Source organism: Janthinobacterium sp. SUN100, from assembly GCF_030397705.1.
Taxonomy (GTDB): domain Bacteria; phylum Pseudomonadota; class Gammaproteobacteria; order Burkholderiales; family Burkholderiaceae_D; genus Janthinobacterium; species Janthinobacterium kumbetense.
Genome location: NZ_JAPUBU010000004.1, coordinates 314,927 through 334,982, shown reverse-complemented (window position 1 = coordinate 334,982; position 20,056 = coordinate 314,927). Strand labels below are relative to the sequence as shown.

21 protein-coding genes are annotated in these 20,056 nt (G+C 63.1%); 6 read left to right on the top strand and 15 right to left on the bottom strand.

Annotated elements, in window-relative coordinates; all coding sequences use genetic code 11:
* The first annotated feature begins 81 nt into the window (after positions 1-81).
* A complete protein-coding gene (locus tag O0881_RS21605; RefSeq protein ID WP_289912982.1) occupies positions 82-1,371 on the top strand; it encodes an SGNH/GDSL hydrolase family protein in 1,290 nt (429 codons plus the stop codon).
* Here O0881_RS21605 and cysK read toward each other — a convergent pair.
* Both cysK and O0881_RS21595 read right to left on the bottom strand, forming a co-directional pair.
* A complete protein-coding gene (gene cysK / locus O0881_RS21600) occupies positions 1,332-2,264 on the bottom strand; it encodes a cysteine synthase A (protein WP_251350139.1) in 933 nt (310 codons plus the stop codon). The genes O0881_RS21605 and cysK overlap by 40 nt on opposite strands.
* Positions 2,265-2,348: 84 nt before the next feature.
* Positions 2,349-2,813 (bottom strand): FKBP-type peptidyl-prolyl cis-trans isomerase, encoded by a 465-nt coding sequence (locus tag O0881_RS21595; protein WP_077408663.1) that lies wholly within the window; start codon positions 2,811-2,813, stop codon positions 2,349-2,351.
* A gap of 95 nt (positions 2,814-2,908) precedes the next feature.
* Here O0881_RS21595 and thpR point away from each other — a divergent pair, with 95 nt between their 5' ends.
* Positions 2,909-3,427 (top strand): RNA 2',3'-cyclic phosphodiesterase, encoded by a 519-nt coding sequence (thpR, locus tag O0881_RS21590; protein WP_289912981.1) that lies wholly within the window; start codon positions 2,909-2,911, stop codon positions 3,425-3,427.
* 10 nt (positions 3,428-3,437) lie between these two features.
* On the opposite strand, the gene tcdA is transcribed toward thpR, so the two are convergent.
* A complete protein-coding gene (gene tcdA, locus O0881_RS21585) occupies positions 3,438-4,301 on the bottom strand; it encodes a tRNA cyclic N6-threonylcarbamoyladenosine(37) synthase TcdA (protein ID WP_289912979.1) in 864 nt (287 codons plus the stop codon).
* Positions 4,302-4,413: 112 nt separating this feature from the next.
* Here tcdA and pdxH point away from each other — a divergent pair, with 112 nt between their 5' ends.
* Both pdxH and O0881_RS21575 read left to right on the top strand, forming a co-directional pair.
* Positions 4,414-5,622 (top strand): pyridoxamine 5'-phosphate oxidase, encoded by a 1,209-nt coding sequence (gene pdxH, locus O0881_RS21580; RefSeq protein ID WP_289912977.1) that lies wholly within the window; start codon positions 4,414-4,416, stop codon positions 5,620-5,622.
* 127 nt (positions 5,623-5,749) lie between these two features.
* Positions 5,750-6,997 (top strand): cyclopropane-fatty-acyl-phospholipid synthase family protein, encoded by a 1,248-nt coding sequence (locus O0881_RS21575; RefSeq protein WP_289912976.1) that lies wholly within the window; start codon positions 5,750-5,752, stop codon positions 6,995-6,997.
* 18 nt (positions 6,998-7,015) lie between these two features.
* Here O0881_RS21575 and msrA read toward each other — a convergent pair whose 3' ends face one another.
* Positions 7,016-7,549: a peptide-methionine (S)-S-oxide reductase MsrA gene (msrA, locus tag O0881_RS21570; RefSeq protein ID WP_289912973.1), complete on the bottom strand. Its 534-nt coding sequence runs from the start codon at positions 7,547-7,549 to the stop codon at positions 7,016-7,018.
* Between the two features lie 176 nt (positions 7,550-7,725).
* On the opposite strand from msrA, the gene O0881_RS21565 reads away from it, so the two are divergent.
* Positions 7,726-8,232, top strand: a complete 507-nt coding sequence (locus tag O0881_RS21565; RefSeq protein ID WP_077408668.1) for a flavin reductase family protein — start codon at positions 7,726-7,728, stop codon at positions 8,230-8,232.
* A gap of 39 nt (positions 8,233-8,271) precedes the next feature.
* On the opposite strand, the gene O0881_RS21560 is transcribed toward O0881_RS21565, so the two are convergent.
* The 11 genes from O0881_RS21560 to O0881_RS21510 form a co-directional block, all read right to left on the bottom strand.
* A complete protein-coding gene (locus tag O0881_RS21560; protein ID WP_289903322.1) occupies positions 8,272-8,958 on the bottom strand; it encodes an OmpW family outer membrane protein in 687 nt (228 codons plus the stop codon).
* Positions 8,959-9,057: 99 nt separating this feature from the next.
* A complete protein-coding gene (locus tag O0881_RS21555) occupies positions 9,058-10,440 on the bottom strand; it encodes an SGNH/GDSL hydrolase family protein (RefSeq protein ID WP_289912971.1) in 1,383 nt (460 codons plus the stop codon).
* A gap of 241 nt (positions 10,441-10,681) precedes the next feature.
* Positions 10,682-11,701, bottom strand: a complete 1,020-nt coding sequence (locus tag O0881_RS21550; RefSeq protein WP_289912969.1) for an L-threonylcarbamoyladenylate synthase — start codon at positions 11,699-11,701, stop codon at positions 10,682-10,684.
* The gene (locus O0881_RS21545) at positions 11,698-12,894 is read right to left on the bottom strand and encodes a 5-(carboxyamino)imidazole ribonucleotide synthase (protein ID WP_289912967.1); all 1,197 of its coding nucleotides are present in this window, start codon (positions 12,892-12,894) and stop codon (positions 11,698-11,700) included. The genes O0881_RS21550 and O0881_RS21545 overlap by 4 nt, the downstream gene beginning before the upstream one ends.
* Positions 12,895-12,909: 15 nt before the next feature.
* Entirely contained in the window at positions 12,910-13,407 is a 498-nt protein-coding gene (gene purE / locus O0881_RS21540) for a 5-(carboxyamino)imidazole ribonucleotide mutase (RefSeq protein WP_289900147.1), read from the bottom strand.
* 1 nt (position 13,408) lies between these two features.
* Entirely contained in the window at positions 13,409-14,302 is an 894-nt protein-coding gene (locus O0881_RS21535; RefSeq protein WP_099666367.1) for a phosphoribosylaminoimidazolesuccinocarboxamide synthase, read from the bottom strand.
* 104 nt (positions 14,303-14,406) lie between these two features.
* Positions 14,407-15,471, bottom strand: coding sequence for a class II fructose-bisphosphate aldolase (gene fba / locus O0881_RS21530; RefSeq protein ID WP_289903317.1), 1,065 nt, complete (start codon positions 15,469-15,471; stop codon positions 14,407-14,409).
* A 180-nt stretch (positions 15,472-15,651) separates the two neighbouring features.
* Positions 15,652-17,100: a pyruvate kinase gene (pyk, locus tag O0881_RS21525; protein ID WP_099666366.1), complete on the bottom strand. Its 1,449-nt coding sequence runs from the start codon at positions 17,098-17,100 to the stop codon at positions 15,652-15,654.
* A gap of 113 nt (positions 17,101-17,213) precedes the next feature.
* The gene (locus O0881_RS21520; RefSeq protein WP_289912963.1) at positions 17,214-18,425 is read right to left on the bottom strand and encodes a phosphoglycerate kinase; all 1,212 of its coding nucleotides are present in this window, start codon (positions 18,423-18,425) and stop codon (positions 17,214-17,216) included.
* Between the two features lie 77 nt (positions 18,426-18,502).
* Positions 18,503-18,853 carry an AzlD domain-containing protein gene (locus tag O0881_RS21515; RefSeq protein ID WP_099666364.1) on the bottom strand — a complete coding sequence of 117 codons (351 nt, stop codon included), beginning with the start codon at positions 18,851-18,853 and terminating at the stop codon, positions 18,503-18,505.
* Entirely contained in the window at positions 18,846-19,580 is a 735-nt protein-coding gene (locus O0881_RS21510; RefSeq protein ID WP_289900146.1) for an AzlC family ABC transporter permease, read from the bottom strand. Before O0881_RS21510 ends, O0881_RS21515 begins: the two co-directional genes overlap by 8 nt.
* A 258-nt stretch (positions 19,581-19,838) precedes the next feature.
* Here O0881_RS21510 and O0881_RS21505 point away from each other — a divergent pair, with 258 nt between their 5' ends.
* Entirely contained in the window at positions 19,839-20,033 is a 195-nt protein-coding gene (locus tag O0881_RS21505) for a zinc-finger domain-containing protein (protein WP_289912961.1), read from the top strand.
* The last annotated feature ends 23 nt before the right edge of the window (positions 20,034-20,056 follow it).

Genomic DNA, 20,056 nt, shown 5'->3' with positions numbered 1-20,056 from the left:
ATGTTCTTCGATAAGATAGTCTAGTACATAAATGGCGTTGCTCGCATCATGCGCACATTCTCCTTGATGAAGCGAGCCGCCATGCAACGATTGTCCATCCTCCCCGCCGCCCTGCTGAGCCTGGCACTCGGCACAAGCCCTGTCCAGGCCGCCAATGCGGACACCGCCTGGCTGGCCAGCTGGACGGCCAGCCCGCAAGCCGTGTGGAGCAGCGACTTCCTGTTCCCCAGCAATGTGCCCGCCGTGCTGCACGGGCACACCGTACGCCAGGTAGCGCGCCTCAGCGTGGGCGGTCCGCGCGTGCGCATCGTGCTGTCGAATGCGTATGGCAAGGTGCCGCTGCGCATCGGCGCGGCCACCGTGGCCCTGGCCGCTTCCGGTTCGGCCATCGACGCGGGCAGCCTGCGCACGCTCACGTTTTCCGGCCAACCCTCGGCCAGCGTGGCGCCGGGCGCGCCGCTCGTCAGCGACCCCGTCGACCTGCCCGTGCCGGACCTGGCCCGGCTGACGGTGAGCGTCCACCTGCCGCACGCCAGCCCGACTTCCACGTTTCACTGGGATGGCCGCGAGACGGCGTGGATCGCCCCGCAGGACCAGACGCAGGCCGCGCGCATCGATGACTCTCCCGGCGTGCACACCACCACGGCGCGTCTTTTACTCAGCGCCATCCAGGTGGAAGCGGCACCAGCCGCGCAAGCCGTGGCCATCCTGGGAGATTCGATCACCGATGGCGCCAGCGCCAGCCTGGGGATGGATGCGCGCTGGCCCGATTTCCTGGCCGAACGCCTGGCGCCGCAGGGCGTGGCCGTGATCAATGCGGGTATTTCCGGTGCGCGACTGTTGTCCGACGGCATGGGAACCAATGCCCTGGCGCGCTTCGAGCGCGACGTGCTGGCGCAGCCGGGCGTGCGCACGGTCGTCGTCTTGCTGGGGATCAATGACATCAGCTGGCCCGGCACGGCGTTTGCGCCACGGGAGCAACGGCCGACATTGGAGGAACTGAGCAGCGGCTACGCCCGGCTGGTGGCCCAGGCCCGCAGCCGCGGCGTGCGCGTGGTCGGCGCCACCCTGACGCCGTTCGCAGGCGCCCTGACCGGCACGACCCTGAGCGACTATTATCAGATTGACAAAGATGCACTGCGCCAACAACTCAATGCGTGGATACGCGCCAGCGGCACGTTCGACGCCGTGCTCGACTTCGACGCCTGGGCGCGCGACCCCGCGCACCCGCTGCGCCTGCTGCCCGCCTACGACTCGGGCGACCACCTGCACCCGGGCGACGCGGGCAACCGGGCGCTGGCGGAAGGGATAGACCTGCCGCTGCTATTGAATCAGTCGCCCAGGCCTGCGTACAAGGCCGTGCTCAGGTAGCGCTCGCCAAACGACGGGATGATGGTGACGATGGTCTTGCCCGCGTTTTCCGGACGGCGCGCCACTTGCAGGGCGGCCCACAGGGCGGCGCCGGACGAGATGCCGACCAGCAAGCCTTCATCGCTGGCGGCCAGGCGTGCCGTGGCGAACGCGTCGTCATTCTTGACGCAAATGATTTCGTCGTAGATGGCCGTATTCAAAATCTGCGGCACGAAGCCGGCGCCGATGCCCTGGATCGGGTGCGGTCCCTTCGTCCCCTTCGACAGCATCGGCGACGCTTCCGGTTCCACGGCGATCATTTGCAGGCCAGGCTTGCGTTCCTTCAACACTTCGCCGATGCCCGTGATCGTGCCGCCCGTGCCCACGCCGGCGACGACGATGTCCACTTGCCCATCCGTATCGCGCCAGATTTCCTCGGCCGTCGTGGCGCGGTGGATGGCGGGATTGGCTGGATTATTGAATTGTTGCAACATCAGGTAGCGCGGGTCGGCCGCCACCAGTTCCTCGGCCTTGCGGATGGCGCCCAGCATGCCTTCGCTGCCGGGCGTGAGCACCAGCTCGGCGCCGTAGGCGCGCAGCAGGATGCGCCGCTCGCGGCTCATGGTGTCGGGCATGACGAGGGTGCAGCGGTAGCCGCGCGCGGCGCACACCATGGCCAGCGCGATGCCCGTGTTGCCGCTGGTGGGCTCGACGATGACGGTGTCGGCATGGATCTTGCCGGCGGCCTCGGCCGCAACGATCATGGACAGGCCGATGCGGTCCTTGACGCTGTGCGCGGGATTGTAGAATTCGAGTTTGGCCAGGATGGTGGCCACACTGCCGGCGGCGATGCGGTTGATGCGCACCAGGGGGGTGTTGCCGATCAGTTCAGTGACGTCGTTGGCGATGTTCATGGGAGTCTCCACAGCAATTACAGAAGAATCCAGTCTACCGCTTTTTCACGGCAGCGTACGTGGTGCGCTGCCGAAACTGAACAATTACTTCACGTCCAGCAATTCCACGTCGAAGATCAGTGCCGAGTTCGGCGGAATGTCGCCATTGCCGGCGCCACGCGGGCCGTAGGCCAGTTCGCCTGGAATGATCAGGGTGCGCTTGCCGCCCACTTTCATGCCGGCCACGCCCTGGTCCCAGCCCTTGATGACCATGCCCTTGCCGAGCGGGAAGTCAAACGGGCCACGGCCCACGGAGCTGTCGAACTTCTTGCCGCGCGAATCTTTCGCCAGCGGACGGTACAGCCAGCCCGTGTAGTGCACGGTGACGTTGTTGCCTGCGGACGCTTCCTTGCCCGTGCCGACCTTGTTGTCGATCAAGATCAATTTATCGGCGACAGGGCCGGGGCTCAGCGAGACGGCGGAGGCGGGAACAGGCGCTGGCGCCTGTGCCTGCGCCAGCGACGCGGCGACGGAGCAGATCAGGGCAAACAAAACGGAGCTACGCGTCATGATGTATTCTTTCAGTGAGTTTCGGTGAGATCCCTGCGCCAGCGAACCGGCAGGGAACGCCAATAATAGCAAACCGCCGCAACGATAGGAAAAACTTGTCGCCCGATGCCCATTGCCCCCGCCTGTTTTACGCCCTATGGCCCGACGCGGCCACGCGCCTGGCCCTGGCCGCCTGGCAGGCGCGTCTGGAAGGCAAGCCCGTGCGCGCGGACAAGCTGCACCTGACCCTGGCGTTCCTGGGCCAGCACCCGGCCAGCGAGCTGCCCGCCCTGCTGGATATTCTGGAACACATGCCGACGCATGCCATGCCCCTGCTGTTCGATCACGCCAGCCATTTTACGCAGCTGGCGCTGACCTGGGCCGCCCTGGCGCGGCCCTCGCCCGCCTTGCTCGACTTGCGCGCGGCCTGCATGCAACGTCTGGCGGAACAAGGGCTGGCGCCGCGCTTCGAGCACGACCGCTTCACGCCGCACGTGACCCTGGCGCGCCAGGCGCCGCCGCCGGCCGTCGAGGACTTCGCGCCCATCGCCTGGCAGGCGGACGAACTGGTGCTGGTGGAATCGCTGAAAAGCAGCGGCGATTACCGCATCCTGGCCAGCAGGAAGCTGATCTAAGCAGCGTGACTCAGGCGGCGTCCGGCACTGGCATTGGCGCTGGCACTTCAGCAACTTTGTCCTGGCGCAAGCTTTTCAGCGCATGGGCGGCCGCCACCATGCCGAAGCTGGCCGTCACCACCACGCTGGAACCGAAGCCGGCACAGTTCAGGCCGGTGACGCCGGCGGGCGTGCTGCCGTCGATGGCGCACGCTTCCGCGCTCTCGGGCGTGCTCAGCGGTTCCATGGAAAACACGGCGTCGACATTGAATTTGTTTTTCACGCCACGGGGGAAACCATATTCGGTGCGCAACAATTTGCGCACGCGCTTGAGCAGCGGTTCCTGTTCCGTCTTCGACAAGTCGCGCACGGCGATCAGCGTCGGGTCCGTCTGCCCGCCCGCGCTGCCGATGGTCAACATGGGAATGTTGCGCGCGCGGCAATACGCGATCACGGCCGCTTTCGCCTTGGCATTGTCGATGGCGTCCACCAGGTAGTCGAAATCGCGCCCGCCCAACAATTGCTCCAGATTATCGGGGGTAATGAAATCCTCGATCTGCGTGACCTGGCAAAACGGGTTGATCAATTCGATGCGTTCGGCCAGGGCCGTGATCTTGGCCTTGCCGATGGTGTCGCTCATGGCCTGGATCTGGCGGTTGATGTTCGATTCGGCCACATTATCCAGGTCGATCAGGGTCAGGCGGCCGACGGCGCTGCGCGCCAGCGCTTCGACGATCCAGGAACCGACGCCGCCCACGCCGATCACACACACATGCGCGGCGCGAAAGCGCGCCAAAGCGGGCGCGCCGTACAGGCGGGCAATGCCGCCGAAACGCCGCTCAAAATCGATCTCGGTCAAGTCCATGGAAATTTGTTCATTGGTGGAGGTATGCATGGCGCCATTTTAACGGACACTGCGCTGGCGGATATTCTAAAATAGCCGAATTGACACAGCGACAAGAGCAATTGTCGCCGCGCCCCCACACCGCTCACCACGAGAACTCGCCATGACCTCTCCCCTGTTCGACTCCGTTCCCGGCTTTGACCAGCCCATCGCCGTGCTCAAGCATTGCCACGACAAGATCCGCAAGCAGCTGACGACCCTGCAAAACCTGCTGGGCCATCTGGCGCAGCACGGCAACACGGCGGACGCGCAGCAGGCGGCCAAGGCGGTGTTGCAATATTTCAATAAAGCGGCCCATCTGCACCATGACGATGAAGAGCAGGACTTGATGCCCATGCTGCAGGCCACCGCCACCGGCGACGATGCCGCCCTGCTGACCACGCTGGTGCCGGAAATCCTCGCCGACCACCAGCGCATGGACCAGGCCTGGCTGACCCTGCGCCCGGAACTGGACGCCATCGCTGCCGGCACGGGCACGCAGCTGTCCGCCGACGGGGTGCGCGACTATGTTGCCGCTTACCAGGCCCACATGGCCAAGGAAGAAGGCCAGCTGGCGCCCATGGCCAAGCGCCTGTTCAGCGCGCAACAGATGGAGCAGCTGGGCACGGCCATGCAGCGCCGCCGCGGCATCGCACCCGATGCGCCGGAAGCCCCCGCAGCGCCGGACGCGACCGCCGTGCTGGCGGCCATGCGCACCGATTACGTGCAATCGAGCCTGAGCGAGACGGACGTGCTGGCCGATCCCATCGCCCAGTTCCAGAAATGGTTTGCCGAGGCTGTCCACGCGCAGGTGATGGAGCCGAATGCCATGGACTTGTCCACCGTCAATCCCGACGGCAAGCCCAGCTCGCGCATCGTGCTGATCAAGCAGTTCGACGAACGGGGCTTCACCTGGTACACGAATTACAACAGCGACAAGGGTCAGCAACTGGAGCACAACCCGCACGCGGCCCTGCTGTTCTTCTGGCGCGAACTGGAGCGGCAAGTGCGCATCGAGGGCACGGTGGTGAAGACCACGGCGGCCGAAAGCGACGAGTATTTCAATGTGCGCCCCCTGCAAAGCCGCCTGTCGGCGATTGCCTCGCAGCAAAGTACACCGATCGCCAGCCGTGCCGAGCTGGAAAGCCATTACGAGGCCGTGGCCGCCGCCGTCGGCGATGCGCAGCCGCCGCGCCCCGCCCACTGGGGCGGCTACCGTTTGCACCCGGAACGCATCGAATTCTGGCAGGGACGCCGCTCGCGCTTCCACGACCGCATCGTGTTTACCCGCGATGCTGACGGGCAATGGAGCATGCAGCGCCTGCAACCCTGAACAGGATAAGCAAGGCGGCGCAAAGCAAGCTGGTCAATATAGGTGTAGGCTATGAGGGTAGAAGTTACTAAATGACATTGTTTCTCAATTTGCGGTTGCCATGGCGGCCGCTTCATTGGAGGCCATTTTGTTTATACAAAACCAACTCAAGTCCTGGATTGCCAGCATCCGCAGCAAGACCGCCTTGCCGCTACGCATAGAATTGTGGAACGGCCAGCATGTCGACCTGTCCAGCGAAGCGCCCAGAGTCACCATCCGCCTGCCGACCGTCGCCTCGGCCCGCTACCTGCTGAACCCGTCGCTGGCCAACCTGGGCTCGGCCTATGTGGAAGGCAATATCGAGGTCAAGGGCACGGCGATGGACATGATTTCCATCTGCAATGCCCTGGCGCGCACGACCTTGAAGCCGGAAGGCAAGCTGGCCCGCATCGTGCGCAGCTTTACGCACGACAAGAGCAAGGATGCCGAAGCCATCCGCTACCACTACGACGTGTCGAACGCGTTCTATGAACAATTTCTCGACCCCGCCCTCGTGTATTCCTGCGCGTATTTCGAACACGGCGATGAAACCTTGGCGCAGGCGCAAGTCAAGAAGATCGACCATATCCTGAAGAAAATCCAGCTGCAGCCGGGCCAGACCCTGCTCGACATCGGCTGCGGCTGGGGCGCGCTCGTGATTCGTGCCGCGCAGCAATATGGCGCCCGCTGCGTGGGCGTGACCCTGTCGGAGAACCAGTACGCGCTGGCGCGCGAGCGCGTGGCGGCGGCCGGCCTGGCCCACTTGATCGATATCCGCCTGCAAGACTACCGCGACGTCACGGGCCAGTTCGACCGCATCACCAGCGTGGGCATGTTCGAGCACGTGGGCCTGAAACACTTGCCCGACTACTTTTCCATCATCCACAAGCTGCTCGCGCCCGATGGCATGGCGATGAACCACGGCATCACCTCGACCGACCCGGACAATGGCGAAACGCCGTATGGCGGCGGCGAATTCATCGAAAAGTATGTGTTTCCGCACGGCGAGCTGGCGCACATCGGCAATGTCCTGAAAACCATGCAGCAGGGGGGACTGGAAGTGCTGGACGTGGAAAACCTGCGCCGCCACTATGCGCGCACCTGCGCCCTGTGGACGGAGAATTTCGAAGCCAATGCCGAGCAGATCCGTCCGCTGGCGGGCGAACGGCGCTTCCGCATCTGGCACGTCTACCTGGCCGGCTGCGCCTATGCCTTCGAGCAAGATTTGATCAGCCTGTACCAGATCGTCTGCGTGAAGGCGGGCCGGCGCTCGTCCACCCTGCCCTGGTCGCGCAACTACATGTATGCGCAGGAAAATATGCAGGAAACAAGGCCGGCGCCCGTGCTCGCGCCCTGACAGGCGCGCGGGGCCGTCTTACTTCAGGCGGCCCGCGTACATGGCGCGGAATTTCTCCACCTTGGGCGCGACGACGAGGGCGCAATAGCCCTGCAAGGGATGCTGCTCGACATAATTCTGGTGGTAATCCTCGGCCGGATAAAAGGTGGCGGCCGGCGCCAGCTGCGTGACGATGGGCGCATCCCACACGCCGGCCATTTCGGCCACGACCTTGCGCGCCACGCTTTCCTGCGCGGCCGACTGGTAATAGATGACGGAGCGAAATTGCGTACCGACATCATTTCCCTGGCGATTCAAGGTGGTGGGGTCGTGCAGCGTGAAAAAGATTTCCAGCAAGTCGTGGTAAGCGATGATGGCAGGATCGAATTCCAGGCGCACCACTTCCGCGTGGCCAGTGTCGCCCTTGCAAACCTGTTCGTAGCTGGGATGGGGCACGCCGCCGCCCGTGTAGCCGGACTCGACGCGCGTCACGCCGCGCACTTCCCCATACACGGCGGCGAGGCACCAGAAACAGCCACCGCCGAATACCGCCACTTCCGCCTGTTGATTCATGATGTCCTCCCGCAACGCTGCTGCGACTTATCATTTCACCACTGTAACGCAAAGCGCCATGGCTTGCAGCGCCGCTTGAAACGGCGCGTGGGACACCGCACATACGGGCATGCCGGCCACGATTGCGCTGGCATGGCCGATTTTTGGCATAATGTCAGCAAATAGACAGGTCACCCATGAACACACGCTCTCCCCGCGCGCCCGCGCAAGAATTCGATACGACACATTTCCGCCAGGCACTGTCGCAGTTTGCCACCGGCGTAACGGTCATTACGACGCGCCTGGCCGACGGCAGTTTCCGTGGCTTGACGGCCAGTTCCTTCAATTCCGTCTCGCTGTCGCCGCCCCTGGTGCTGTGGAGCCTCGGTTCCGTGGCGAACAGCATGCCCATTTTCAGCGGCAACTCGCATTACGTCATCAATGTGCTGGGCGCCGACCAGGCGGAACTGGCCACGCGCTTTTCACGACGCACGCCGAATCCCTTCGACGACGTGGAGTACGAACTGTCGCGCACGGGCCAGCCCATCCTGAAAGGCGCATCGGCCTGGTTCGAATGCCACAACCGCAGCCGCTATCCGGAAGGCGACCACGTCATTTTCGTGGGCGAAGTGGAACAATGCGCGTTTGCCGCGCAGCCGCCCTTGATCTTCCACAATGGTAAGTTCAATACACCGCCAGCCTGAGCGGGACAAAAAAAAATCCGCCGAGGCGGATTTTTTGTTTTACAGGGTAAAGTTATACCCGATGCTGATACTCACGGCGACCGGGTCGAGCTTGATGTCCTGCGTTTGCCCCGTGGAGAATTTCGCCTTGGTTTTCAGGTAGGTCTTGACCACCGCCACATCGGCAAACCAGCGCTCGTTGAAGGCCAGGGTGCTGCCGACCACCAGACTGCCTGTCAGCTTGTTGTCCATACGGTACGTCACTGGTTTTCCACCCGGATCCAGCAAGGCCGTCATCTGGCCCGAACCTTTTTCCTTCTGGAAATAGGCATACGTCAAGCCCGCGCCCACGTATGGGCGGATCATGGCATTGGGCTGGAAGAAACGGTACTGGATGAAGGCTGTCGGGGGCAAGGCTTCCGCCGTCCCCAGCTTGCCCGTGCCCTTGATGGAACCGTCGCCAATCAGGTCATGCTTGTACGGCACACCCAAAATCATTTCAGCGGAAACATTGTCCGTGATCATGTAGGCAAAGGTCAGGATGGGCTTGGTATCCGACTTGACGTCGGCCTTGGTGCCCGGCAATGCCGGCGCGGAAATGTCGCCACTGTCCACGTGCGGCGTGATCTTGTTGAGGCCAGCCTTGGCCATCCAGGTGCCTGCGCTTTGCGCCGAAGCGCCCGTCGCCATGGCCATCGCGGCAGCCGCGGCCAGCACGCGTACGGCGGTATTCAAACGATTCTTCATCTTGTCTCCTGATTCAGTATGTGCGGAGTGTTCCGCTTTCGAGTCTTGTCGCTGCCGGCACCGGCCGCGCCTCTCAGGCACAGCCGGTACGGCCATCCCTTACAGCCAGCCCCGCACGACCATGTCCTTGGCCACATAACGGGCCAGCAACAGGTTGTTGAACGGCGTAGGGTGCACTTCGTCGGCATACGAGTAATGGCTGACGTCGCCCGCTTTCAGGTTCGTGCCATTGCACACAAGCGAGCTGCCCAGGAAATTCTTCGCCGTGCTCAGGTCGCAGGCCGTCTCGCTGACGTTGGTCAAGCCATACGGGCCAGGATTGACGCCCTGGTCATGGCTGACGGCAAACACGTCGACCAGCAAGACTTTCGCATTGCCGTTCAAGCCCGCGCTCAGCTCGCCGTTGAAGGTGTTGACCATGGCATTGATCAGCGCCTTGGTGTTGGCATCCTTGCTCAGGCCCGATGGCGTGCCTGCCACGTCCGGCAGGTTGTTGACGATGACATAGTTGGCGCCCTTGGCGATGATCTGGTCCTTGACCAGCACTACCAGCTCCTTGCCGGCCTGTCCCATGGCGGCAACCAGCAACGGCCCCTGTGCCGCAGCGTAATCGGCACCGGCCTTGGCGCCGGCGGCGTTGCCCGTCACCGTCGCGTCGGCTTGTGCCTTGGCGGCCAGGGCCGGGGCCAGCGTCTGGGCATTCGCATTGCCCGCAATCATGGCAGCTTGCACGGCGGCACCGACGATGGTTGTCGACGTGGCGCCAGGCGCCGCACTGGCCGTCTTGATGGCGGTGCCAATGGCAACCACTGCCGTGTTTGGATTGGTGGCGCCGGCCGCCAGGGCCATCGCCAGGTTGGTGGCGAAAGCCTGGGCGCCCGCAGCCGCACCGGCCTTCTTGCCGGCGTCCGTCGCGCCCGTTTGCAATGCACCCAGCAGATACAGCACGTCGTTACCGCCCGCCATCACGAAGACGGCTTCCGTACCGCTGAACTTGCCGCCGGAAACGGCCAGGTGGTTCGCAATCTGCGTCACCACGGGTACGGTCAGGGCGCCCAGCGCACCGCCCGCCAACTTGTTGTTCGGGCCGACGGGGTTGGTGACGCGCGAACCGCCCATGGCGTAGCCGAAGCAGCCCGCATGCTTGACGCGCGGAGCCTGCAGGGAGGGAATGCTGCCTTCCAGGCCCGTTTCGGCGGCGCATGGCGCCGGCAAGCCGAATTGCGCGGCCAGGTGCTCGGTCCAGTTCTTGCCCGTCAGTTCAGGATTGATCTTGGTATTGTCGCCATTGATGGTGAATTTGCCGCCACCGCTCGCCGCCACGCCGGCGACGGCATACGAACCGACATCGGACAGGCTGTCGCCGAACGACACCTGCGCCGTGTATTTGACTTTCAAGGCTTGATCACCGCCACTGGCGCCGCCGCAACCTGCCAGGACAGCCGCAGCCAGCACGGCCAGCGCGAATTTTGTTTGATGCATTTTGTCTCCTCGGTCTTTTTTCTGGTTTCTAAACGAACGGGCGTGCTATTCGCTACCCAACTAATATGCCATCGTTCCTCAGGCTTGTATAGAAAATATGTTTTAAAAATCAACGAAATAACAACACTGCCAGCGCCCCGTCACGACCGGGCGATCCGCTGAATTATGGAGGATATAAGATGTTTCGTGGCAAGCATCTCTATTGCGCTGCATCAAGAAAAAGCCCCTTGCGGGGCTTTTATTATGCGGACAGAAATTGCTGCAAGATACCACTTGAACCGAAGGCGGCACGCCGCAGACGGTCATTCACGCCCAGCCACGCGGGGCCGGTGGGCGGTGCTTCGACGAGTATCAGCTCGGCGCCGACCTGGTCCATCGTGCGCAGCGAGGCATACAGCGCATGTGCGTAATTTTCCGGGGTCGCTGCCAGGCGCACGCTGGCGCTGGCCGGCGGCAGATCCGAGTAGTGGATCAGGGCCACGCGGCGCCCGTCATTGAGCAGGCGGTTCAAGGTGGCGCGCACGTCGTCGCTGTGCTGCATCGCAACAGGCGTGTGCGGTGCGTAATGCGATTCCAGGGTGCCTGAGGCGCGCGGCGCGGCCGCGTCCGCCACGGCTGGTGCGCGGCCAATGACGGCGGCGATCTGCTCGCTGCTGATATGGCCGGGACGCAACAGCACGGGACCGTGCGTGGCCAGGCGCGACAGGTCGACGATGGTCGACTCGATGCCGACATCGCTCTGTCCGCCGTCGAGGACCTGGCCCAGCAAGCCGCTGGCGAGTTCCGCCGCGAATTCATCGCGCACGTGCTGCGCCGTGGTGGGGCTGACATTGCCGAATTTGTTCGCCGACGGCGCCGCCAGGCCACCCTTGCCGCCCTTGAAGGTGCGTAGCAATGCGATAGCCACCGGGTGCGACGGGCAGCGCAAGCCCACCGTATCCTGGCCGCCGGAGACGGCATCGGGAATATGCGCGGCGCGCCTGACGATCAGGGTCAGCGGACCAGGCCAGAAGGCAGCCACCAGTTGCTGCGCTTCGGGCGGGATATCGTCGGACCAGTGCGCCAGGTCGGCGCCAGGCGCCACGTGCACGATCACGGGATGGTCCGAAGGCCGGCCCTTGGCTTCGTAGATGCGCGCGACGGCGGCCGGGTTTTCCGCATCGGCGCCCAGGCCATACACCGTTTCCGTCGGGAAAGCGACGAGGCCGCCCGCTTCCAGCACGGCAGCGGCCGCCGCCAGATCTTGTGCAGGCACGCTCACGGCGCAATTCCCAGGATCAGGCAAGCGTCGCGCAGGCGCTGCTGCGCCTCTTGCAAGGTGGCCGCGATGAAGGTCAGGTGACCCATCTTGCGGCCACGGCGCGGGTCGTCCTTGCCATACAGGTGTAGGCATGCGCCCGGCAGCGCCAGCACCTGGTCCCACGCCGGTTCGCAGGCAACATCGCTGTCGCCGGCAAACCAGGCGTCACCGAGGATGTTGAGCATCACGGCCGGCGAATGCTGGCGCACGTCGCCCAGCGGCAGACGCGCCATGGCCCGCACCTGCTGCGCGAACTGGCTGGTGACGCAGGCGTCCATCGTGTAGTGGCCGCTGTTGTGGGGACGCGGCGCCATTTCATTGACCACCAGGCTGCCGTCGTCCAGCACGAAAAATTCGATGCACAGCACGCCGACATAGCCGAGTTCGGCGACCATGGCTTGCGCCGCCCGCTGCGCCCTGGCGGCGCAGTCGTCCGACACGTTCGGGCCCGGCACGGTGGTGGTAAACAGGACGCCGTCGCGGTGCACGTTTTCGGCGATCGGATACACGACCGATTCGCCATCCACGCCGCGCGCCGTCAGCACGGACACTTCATACGCCAGCGGCAACATTTTTTCCAACAGGCAAGTTACCTCGCCCATTTCCGCAAAGGCGGCGCGCACGTCGTCGCGCGTGCGCACGCGGAACTGGCCCTTGCCGTCATAGCCCATGCGCACGGTTTTCAAGATGCCCGGCAGCAAGTCGTCGCCGATGGCGTCGATATCGTCCTGCGTGGCGATGACCCTATGCGGCGCCGGCAACACGCCCGATTTCGCTGCACAGTCGACAAAGAAACGCTTTTCCGCGATGCGGTCTTGCGCCACCGACACGCCGTGCGCATCCGGCGCCACGAATACCCGTTCGGCCAGGCGCGACAGGCTGTCGGCCGGCACGTTCTCGAATTCCGTGGTGACGGCCAGGCATTGCGCCGCCAGGGCGTCGAGACCGGCCACATCATCATATGCGGCATGGACCAGGCGCTGCGCCACCTGCCCCGCAGGGCAGGCGTCGGATGGTTCCAGTACGGCCACCTGATAACCCATGCCTTGTGCGGCCTGGGCAAACATGCGGCCGAGCTGGCCGCCGCCCATCACGCCCAGCCATGCCGGTGGATGGGCGGCAGGCAGCAATGGGGAAGTCGATTTACTATTCATTATTTTTCAAACATATTAATCAGGCAAGACCATGGCCTTGGCGGCGGCCGTTTGCGTGGTACGGAAAGCTTCCAGCTTTTCGGCCAGGACATCGTCGTTGGCGGCCAGCATCGCCACGGCCGTCAGCGCCGCATTCGCCGCGCCCGCTTCGCCGATGGCGAAAGTGGCGACCGGCACGCCCTTGGGCATTTGCAGGATGGACAACATGGAGTCTTCGCCACGCAAGTATTTCGATGGCACGGGCACGCCCAGCACGGGCACGATGGTCATCGCTGCCACCATGCCAGGCAGGTGGGCTGCGCCGCCGGCGCCGGCGATGATAGCGCGCAAGCCGCGCGCGCGCGCGCTTTTCGCGTACGCATACATCTCGTCGGGCATGCGGTGCGCGGAAATGACTTGCGCTTCGTACGGCACGCCAAACTGTTTCAGGATGGCAACCGCATTCTGCATCACGTCCCAGTCAGAGGACGACCCCATGATGACGCCGACCAGCGGCTTATTGTGCTCGCTCATCTCAGGCCTTCAGCTTCTCGCCCGTCAGGCGTTCGATGGCTTCGAAGTACTTGGCCTGGGTTTTTTCGATGACGTCGGCCGGCAGCGCCGGCGCTGGCGCGGTCTTGCCCCAGGTCAATGTTTCCAGGTAATCGCGCACGAATTGCTTGTCGAACGACGGCGGCGAAATGCCTGGCTGGTAGGAATCGGCAGGCCAGAAGCGCGACGAGTCGGCCGTCAGCACTTCATCCATCAGATGCATGACGCCATTGTCGTCCAGGCCGAATTCGAACTTGGTGTCGGCGATGATGATGCCGCGCGTGGCCGCATATTCGGCAGCCGTCTTGTACAGGGCAATGGCGACGTCGCGCATCTTGGCGGCCAGCTCGGCACCGATGCGCTCTTCCATTTCAGCAAAGCTGATGTTTTCGTCATGCTCGCCCAGTTCGGCCTTGGCTGCCGGGGTGAAGATCGGCTCCGGCAGTTTTTCCGCCTGTTGCAAGCCCGCTGGCAAGGCGATGCCGCAGATGCTGCCCGTATCCTGGTAATCTTTCCAGCCCGAACCGATGATATAGCCGCGCACGACTGCCTCGACCATGATCGGTTTCAAACGCTTGGCCACCACGGCGCGGCCTTGCACTTGCTCCACTTCCTCTGGCGCCACCACGGATTCCGGCGCCACGCCGGTCAGGTGGTTCGGCACGATGTGGCCCAGTTTCTCGAACCAGAAATCGCTCATCTGGTTGAGGACCTTGCCCTTGCCGGGGATAGGCTCGTTCATGACGACATCGAAGGCCGACAGGCGGTCCGTGGTGACGATCAGGATCTTGTCGTCGCCAACGGCGTAATTGTCGCGGACCTTGCCGTGGCCCAGCAATGGCAGGGAGTGGATGGAAGTCTGATAGAGGCTGTTCATAGCGGGGGAATAGTTGGATGAAACGAAACCGGCGGGCAGGGGGTGCCCGCCGGTCGAGAAAATCGGGCACGGAGCATTGCTTCCGGCCCGTTCCAGACAGAATTTTACTTCACAATTTGCGACAGCTCGCCGGCCTTGTAGCGCTCGGCCATTTTTTCCATCGTGATGACCTTGATTTTCGACGCCTGGCCTTCGCAGCCGAACGCCTGCATGCGCGCACGCACGATTTGCTCGGCGGCGGCACGGGCTGGCTTCAGGAAGTCGCGCGGGTCGAATTTCGACGGGTTCTCGAACAGATACTTGCGCACGGCAGCCGTCATCGCCAGGCGGATGTCGGTGTCGATGTTGATCTTGCGCACGCCGTGACGGATGCCTTCCTGGATTTCCTCGACTGGCACGCCGTAGGTTTCCTTCATGTCGCCGCCGAATTCGCGGATGATGGCCAGCAATTCCTGCGGCACCGACGACGAACCGTGCATCACCAGGTGGGTGTTCGGGATGCGCGCGTGGATTTCCTTGATGCGGTCGATGGCCAGGATGTCGCCCGTCGGCTTGCGGGTAAACTTGTACGCGCCGTGCGAGGTGCCGATGGCGATCGCCAGGGCGTCGCACTGGGTGCGCTGCACGAAATCGGCCGCTTGCGCCACATCCGTCAGCAGTTGCTCGCGGGTCATGGTGCCGTCGGCGCCGTGGCCGTCTTCCTTGTCGCCCTTCATGGTTTCCAGCGAACCGAGCACGCCCAGTTCCGCTTCCACCGTCACGCCGATGGCGTGCGAGAATTTCACCACTTCACGCGACACTTCCACGTTGTATTCATACGAAGCGACCGACTTGCCGTCCGCTTCCAGCGAACCGTCCATCATCACGGAAGTAAAACCCGAGCGGATGGCGGCCATGCAGACGGCCGGCGACTGGCCGTGATCCTGGTGCATGACGACAGGAATGTGCGGATACGCTTCGACGGCCGCGTCGATCAGGTGGCGCAGGAACGCTTCACCGGCGTACTTGCGCGCGCCAGCGGACGCTTGCATGATCACCGGGCTGTTCAGCGCATCGGCGGCGGCCATGATGGCTTGCACTTGCTCCAGGTTGTTGACGTTGAAAGCAGGAATGCCATAACCGTTTTCGGCGGCATGGTCCAGCAGTTGACGCATGGATACGAGAGACATGGTAATACTCCAGATAACAATAGAAACCGTTGCGGCGCTTCGCGGTGGTCAATAACCGCGGCGGCGCCTGAATTCTTTCAACTAAATTAGAACGTCCAACAAACTGCTCAGGGCTAGGCGCGTTGCCGAAGGCAGTACAACTAGTACAACTAGGCAATGCAACAACGCCCTGGGCAGTTTTTACTCGAATTCGCCTACCTTCACAATCTTCAAGGCATTCGTGCCGCCCACCTGCCCCATCGGCTCGCCCCAGGTGACGACGATCATGTCGCCCTTGCGGACGATGCCCTGCGCCACCAGCAGCTCTTCCGCCTGCTTCAGCACTTGCGCGCTGGGGGCGTTCTGCATCAGATGATACGCCCGAACATTGCGGTACAGCGCGGCTTTGCGCAAAGTGGTGACACTGGGCGTGAGTGCGTAGATCGGCGTGTCGATACTGTGGCGGCTCATCCACAAGGCGGTGGAACCGGATTCCGTCAGCGCCACGATGGCTTTGACGCGCAGGTGATGGGCGGTGAACAGCGCGCCGTAGGCGATCGACTGGTCGATGCGGGTAAAGGTGACGTTGAGGAAATCGGCATCGAGCTTGTTGTATTCGGATTGTTCCGCTTCCACGCAGATGGCGGCCATCATTTCCACCGTCTCGATCGGGTACTTGCCCGAGGCCGTTTCGGCCGACGTCATGACGGCGTCCGTGCCATCGAGCACGGCATTGGCCACGTCGGACACTTCCGCGCGGGTCGGCACGGCGTTGACGATCATCGATTCCATCATCTGTGTTGCCGTAATGGCAATCTTGTTCGACGCGCGCGCCATCTTGATCATGCGTTTCTGCAAGGCCGGCACGGCCGCGTTGCCCACCTCGACCGCCAGGTCGCCGCGCGCCACCATGATGCCGTCGGACGCGTCGAGAATTTCTTGCAGCGCGGGAATAGCTTCCGCGCGCTCGATCTTGGCGATCATCATCGGCTTGTGGTGATACGGTTCGCCGGCGATATTGGCCAGCTGGCGCGCCATTTCCATGTCAGTCGCACATTTCGGGAAGGAAATAGCCAGATAGTCGGCCTGGAAACTCATGGCCGTCTTGATATCTTCCATATCCTTGGCCGTCAGCGCGGGCGCGGACAGGCCGCCGCCCTGGCGGTTAATACCCTTGTTATTCGACAACTCGCCGCCAATCTTGACGGTGGTGTGGATTTCGCTGCCGTGGATGCGTTCGACGATCAGCACGATGAGGCCGTCGTTCAGCAGCAGCACGTCGCCCTTGTGCAAGTCGCGCGGCAGGGCCTTGTAGTCGAGGCCGACACGCTCCTGGTTGCCCAGTTCGCCGTTTTCGCCCCACTTGGCGTCGAGGATGAACTTGTCGCCCGCTTCCAGCTGGATGCGGGAATTTTCAAACTTGCCGACGCGAATCTTCGGCCCTTGCATGTCGGCCATGATGGCCACTTCGCGGCCGCACTCGGCCGCCGCCAGGCGCACCAGCGCCGCGCGGTCGATATGGTCTTGCGCCTTGCCGTGGGAAAAATTCAAACGCACCACGTCGACGCCCGCACGTATCATCTTCACCAGGATATCGAAGTCGGTGGAAGCGGGGCCGATTGTTGCTACGATTTTTGTACCGCGTGGCATAGGAGTCCTTGTGCGCGAGCGAAGGTGAGCAAGACCTGGCGGCTGAACCGCCCGGCAAGGTAAAAGCGCAGCGGTCAGGCTGCGCTTGGTACTGAATTGCTGACGGCAGCGCCTTAAGCGGCGCGCTGCATCAGGATTTCAACGGCGGGTAAAGTCTTGCCTTCCAGGAACTCCAGGAAAGCGCCGCCGCCCGTCGAGATATAGCTGATTTTATCGGTAATGTCGTATTTGGCAATCGCCGCCAGGGTGTCGCCACCGCCAGCGATCGAGAAAGCTTTCGAATCGGCAATGGCCAGGGCCAGGGTCTTGGTGCCGTTGCCGAACTGGTCGAATTCGAACACGCCGACGGGGCCGTTCCACACGATGGTGCCGGCGGCGCCGATTTGCTGCGCCAGCAGGGCCGCCGTTTTCGGGCCGATATCGAGGATCATGTCGTCGTCCGCCACGTCGGCCACGTCCTTGACGGTGGCAACGGCCGTGGGCGAGAATTCCTTGGCGCACACGACATCGACGGGAATCGGCACTTGCGCGCCGCGCTTGGCCATGATGTCGATGATGGCTTTCGCTTCCTCGACGAGTTCCGCTTCCACCAGCGACTTGCCGACGTTCAAGCCGACGGCCTTCATGAAGGTGTTGGCGATGCCGCCGCCGACGATCAGGTTATCGACCTTGTCGGACAGGGCTTTCAGGATGGTCAGCTTGCTCGATACTTTCGAACCAGCAACAATAGCCAGCAGCGGGCGGGCCGGCGCGTGCAGCGCCTTGCCCAATGCATCGAGTTCGGCGGCCAGCAGCGGGCCGGCGCAGGCGACGGGCGCGAACTTGGCGATGCCGTGCGTGGACGCTTCGGCGCGGTGAGCCGTGCCGAACGCGTCATTGACGTAGATATCGCACAATTTGGCCATTTTTTGCGCCAGCTCATCGCTGTTTTTCTTTTCGCCCTTGTTGACACGCACGTTTTCCAGCAGGACGACCTGGCCGGCAGCCAGGTTGTCCAGGCCGGCGCCATCGACCCAGTTTTGTTTCAATGCAACTTCCTGGCCCAGCAGCTCGGACAGGCGGGCCGCCACGGGCGCCAGGCTGTCGGCCGGCTTGAACTCGCCTTCCGTCGGGCGGCCCAGGTGCGACGTCACCATGACGGCGGCGCCAGCGTTCAGCGCGGCGCGGATGGCCGGCACCGAGGCGCGGATGCGCGTATCTTCGGTGATCTTGCCACTGTCATCTTGCGGGACATTCAGGTCGGCGCGGATAAACACGCGCTTGCCTTGCAGTGCATTTTGGGCGATCAAATCTTGCAGACGGATGAAGTTGAGAACAGCTGACATGGCGATCCAGATGACGAGTGGAAGGAAGTGCGCTATTTTACCGCAATGACCAGAGCAAATCCCCGATTTGTCCTGCTTTACTGAAAAACGTGCAACAGTCGCAAGCCCGTGAAAACCAGCATGCCGAACACGATGGTTTGCAGCATATTGCGGCGAATCACAAAAAAGAGCGTGGCGGCAATACCGGACAAGAGTTTCAAATTCGACAATTCGAAGTGCACTTGCTGCCCCTCCATCAGCATGTCGGGCGCGATGATGGCCGCCAGCGCGCAGGCCGGCGCATAGCGCAGCATCTCGCCCACGCGGCGCGGAATGGTGATGTGATGGCCGATCAGCCAAAAGGTGCTGCGCGTGGCCGCTGTCGCCACCACCAGCACGGCGATGGCGATCCACACGTCGGCCCTGCCCCAGTCTATGCCGTCAAACATGGCGTTTTGTCCATTTCTCTGTCAATTCTTCCACGGCCATGGCGCTGACCATGCCCACCAGCACGGCCACCAGCAAGCCCAGTTTATATGGCAGGCCGTAGGCCAGCACGGCCACCGCACCCGCCACCAGCACGCCGCACAGGGCCGCGCGGCTGAGGATCAGCGGCACCGTCACGCACAGGATCGCCAGGGTCCCGGCAAAACCCAGCCCCCATTCGGCCGGCACGACGGCGCCCAGCACGATACCGATGAAGGAACCGATTTGCCAGGCCAGCCAGTTGGGGTAAATCAAGCCTTTCAGGAAAGGCAGCTTGGCCGGGTCCGGCGTTTCGTGCGGATAGCGCTGCAGGAACAGGCCCACTGTGATGTCGCCCGCCACATAGCCGAGCCCAAAGCGCTGGCGCCACGGCAGATGGGAAAAATGGGGCGCCAACAGCACGGAAAAGATGACAAAACGCAAATTGACGACGAGGGCCGTGGCGAAGATCACCCACACGGGTGCATGCGCGGCCAGCAGCGGCAAGGACGCGAGCTGGGCCGAGCCGGCAAAGACAAACAGGGTCATGGCCCCCGCCTGCGCTACAGTCAAGCCGCTTTTCACCATGGCCACGCCCACCACCATGCCCCAGGCGGCGATGCCCAGCAGGGTGGGCGCACCCAGATTCAGGCCGGCGCGCCAGGCATCTTTCAGCAGGGCGTCGTCCTTGGCGGCCAGGACGGCGTTCACGCGGCGCTCCGGCAGGCGTACTGTGGTAACTGCACAACAATGGTGCGTGGCGACAAGGGTGACAACGGCGATACCGGCAAGGCAAATCCAGTCAGTGTGGCGCTGCAGCTGCCATATTTCCGTAAAAACCCGCGCCGCAGCCGAAGATGATCGAGCCGCCATTTTAGCCATGATTTTTGCTGTCTGCCTGAATCCGTTAAAATCGTGGTTTTGGCAGCCGCCGACTTCCTTCCATACAGCCTCACGGAGCATGACAAGATGACAAACACCACCCAGCCAGCGGTCGAACTCGACAGTAAAGACCTGCCAGCCCACTGCCCTAACCCGGCCATGCCGCTGTGGTCGTCGCATCCGCGTGTGTTCCTGGAATTCAACAAGGACGGTATCGCCAAGTGCCCATACTGCGGCACGGCTTACACCCTGAAGGAAGGCGCCAGCGCCGGCCATCATTAAACTGCCCAGCGGCGCGCCCCCAG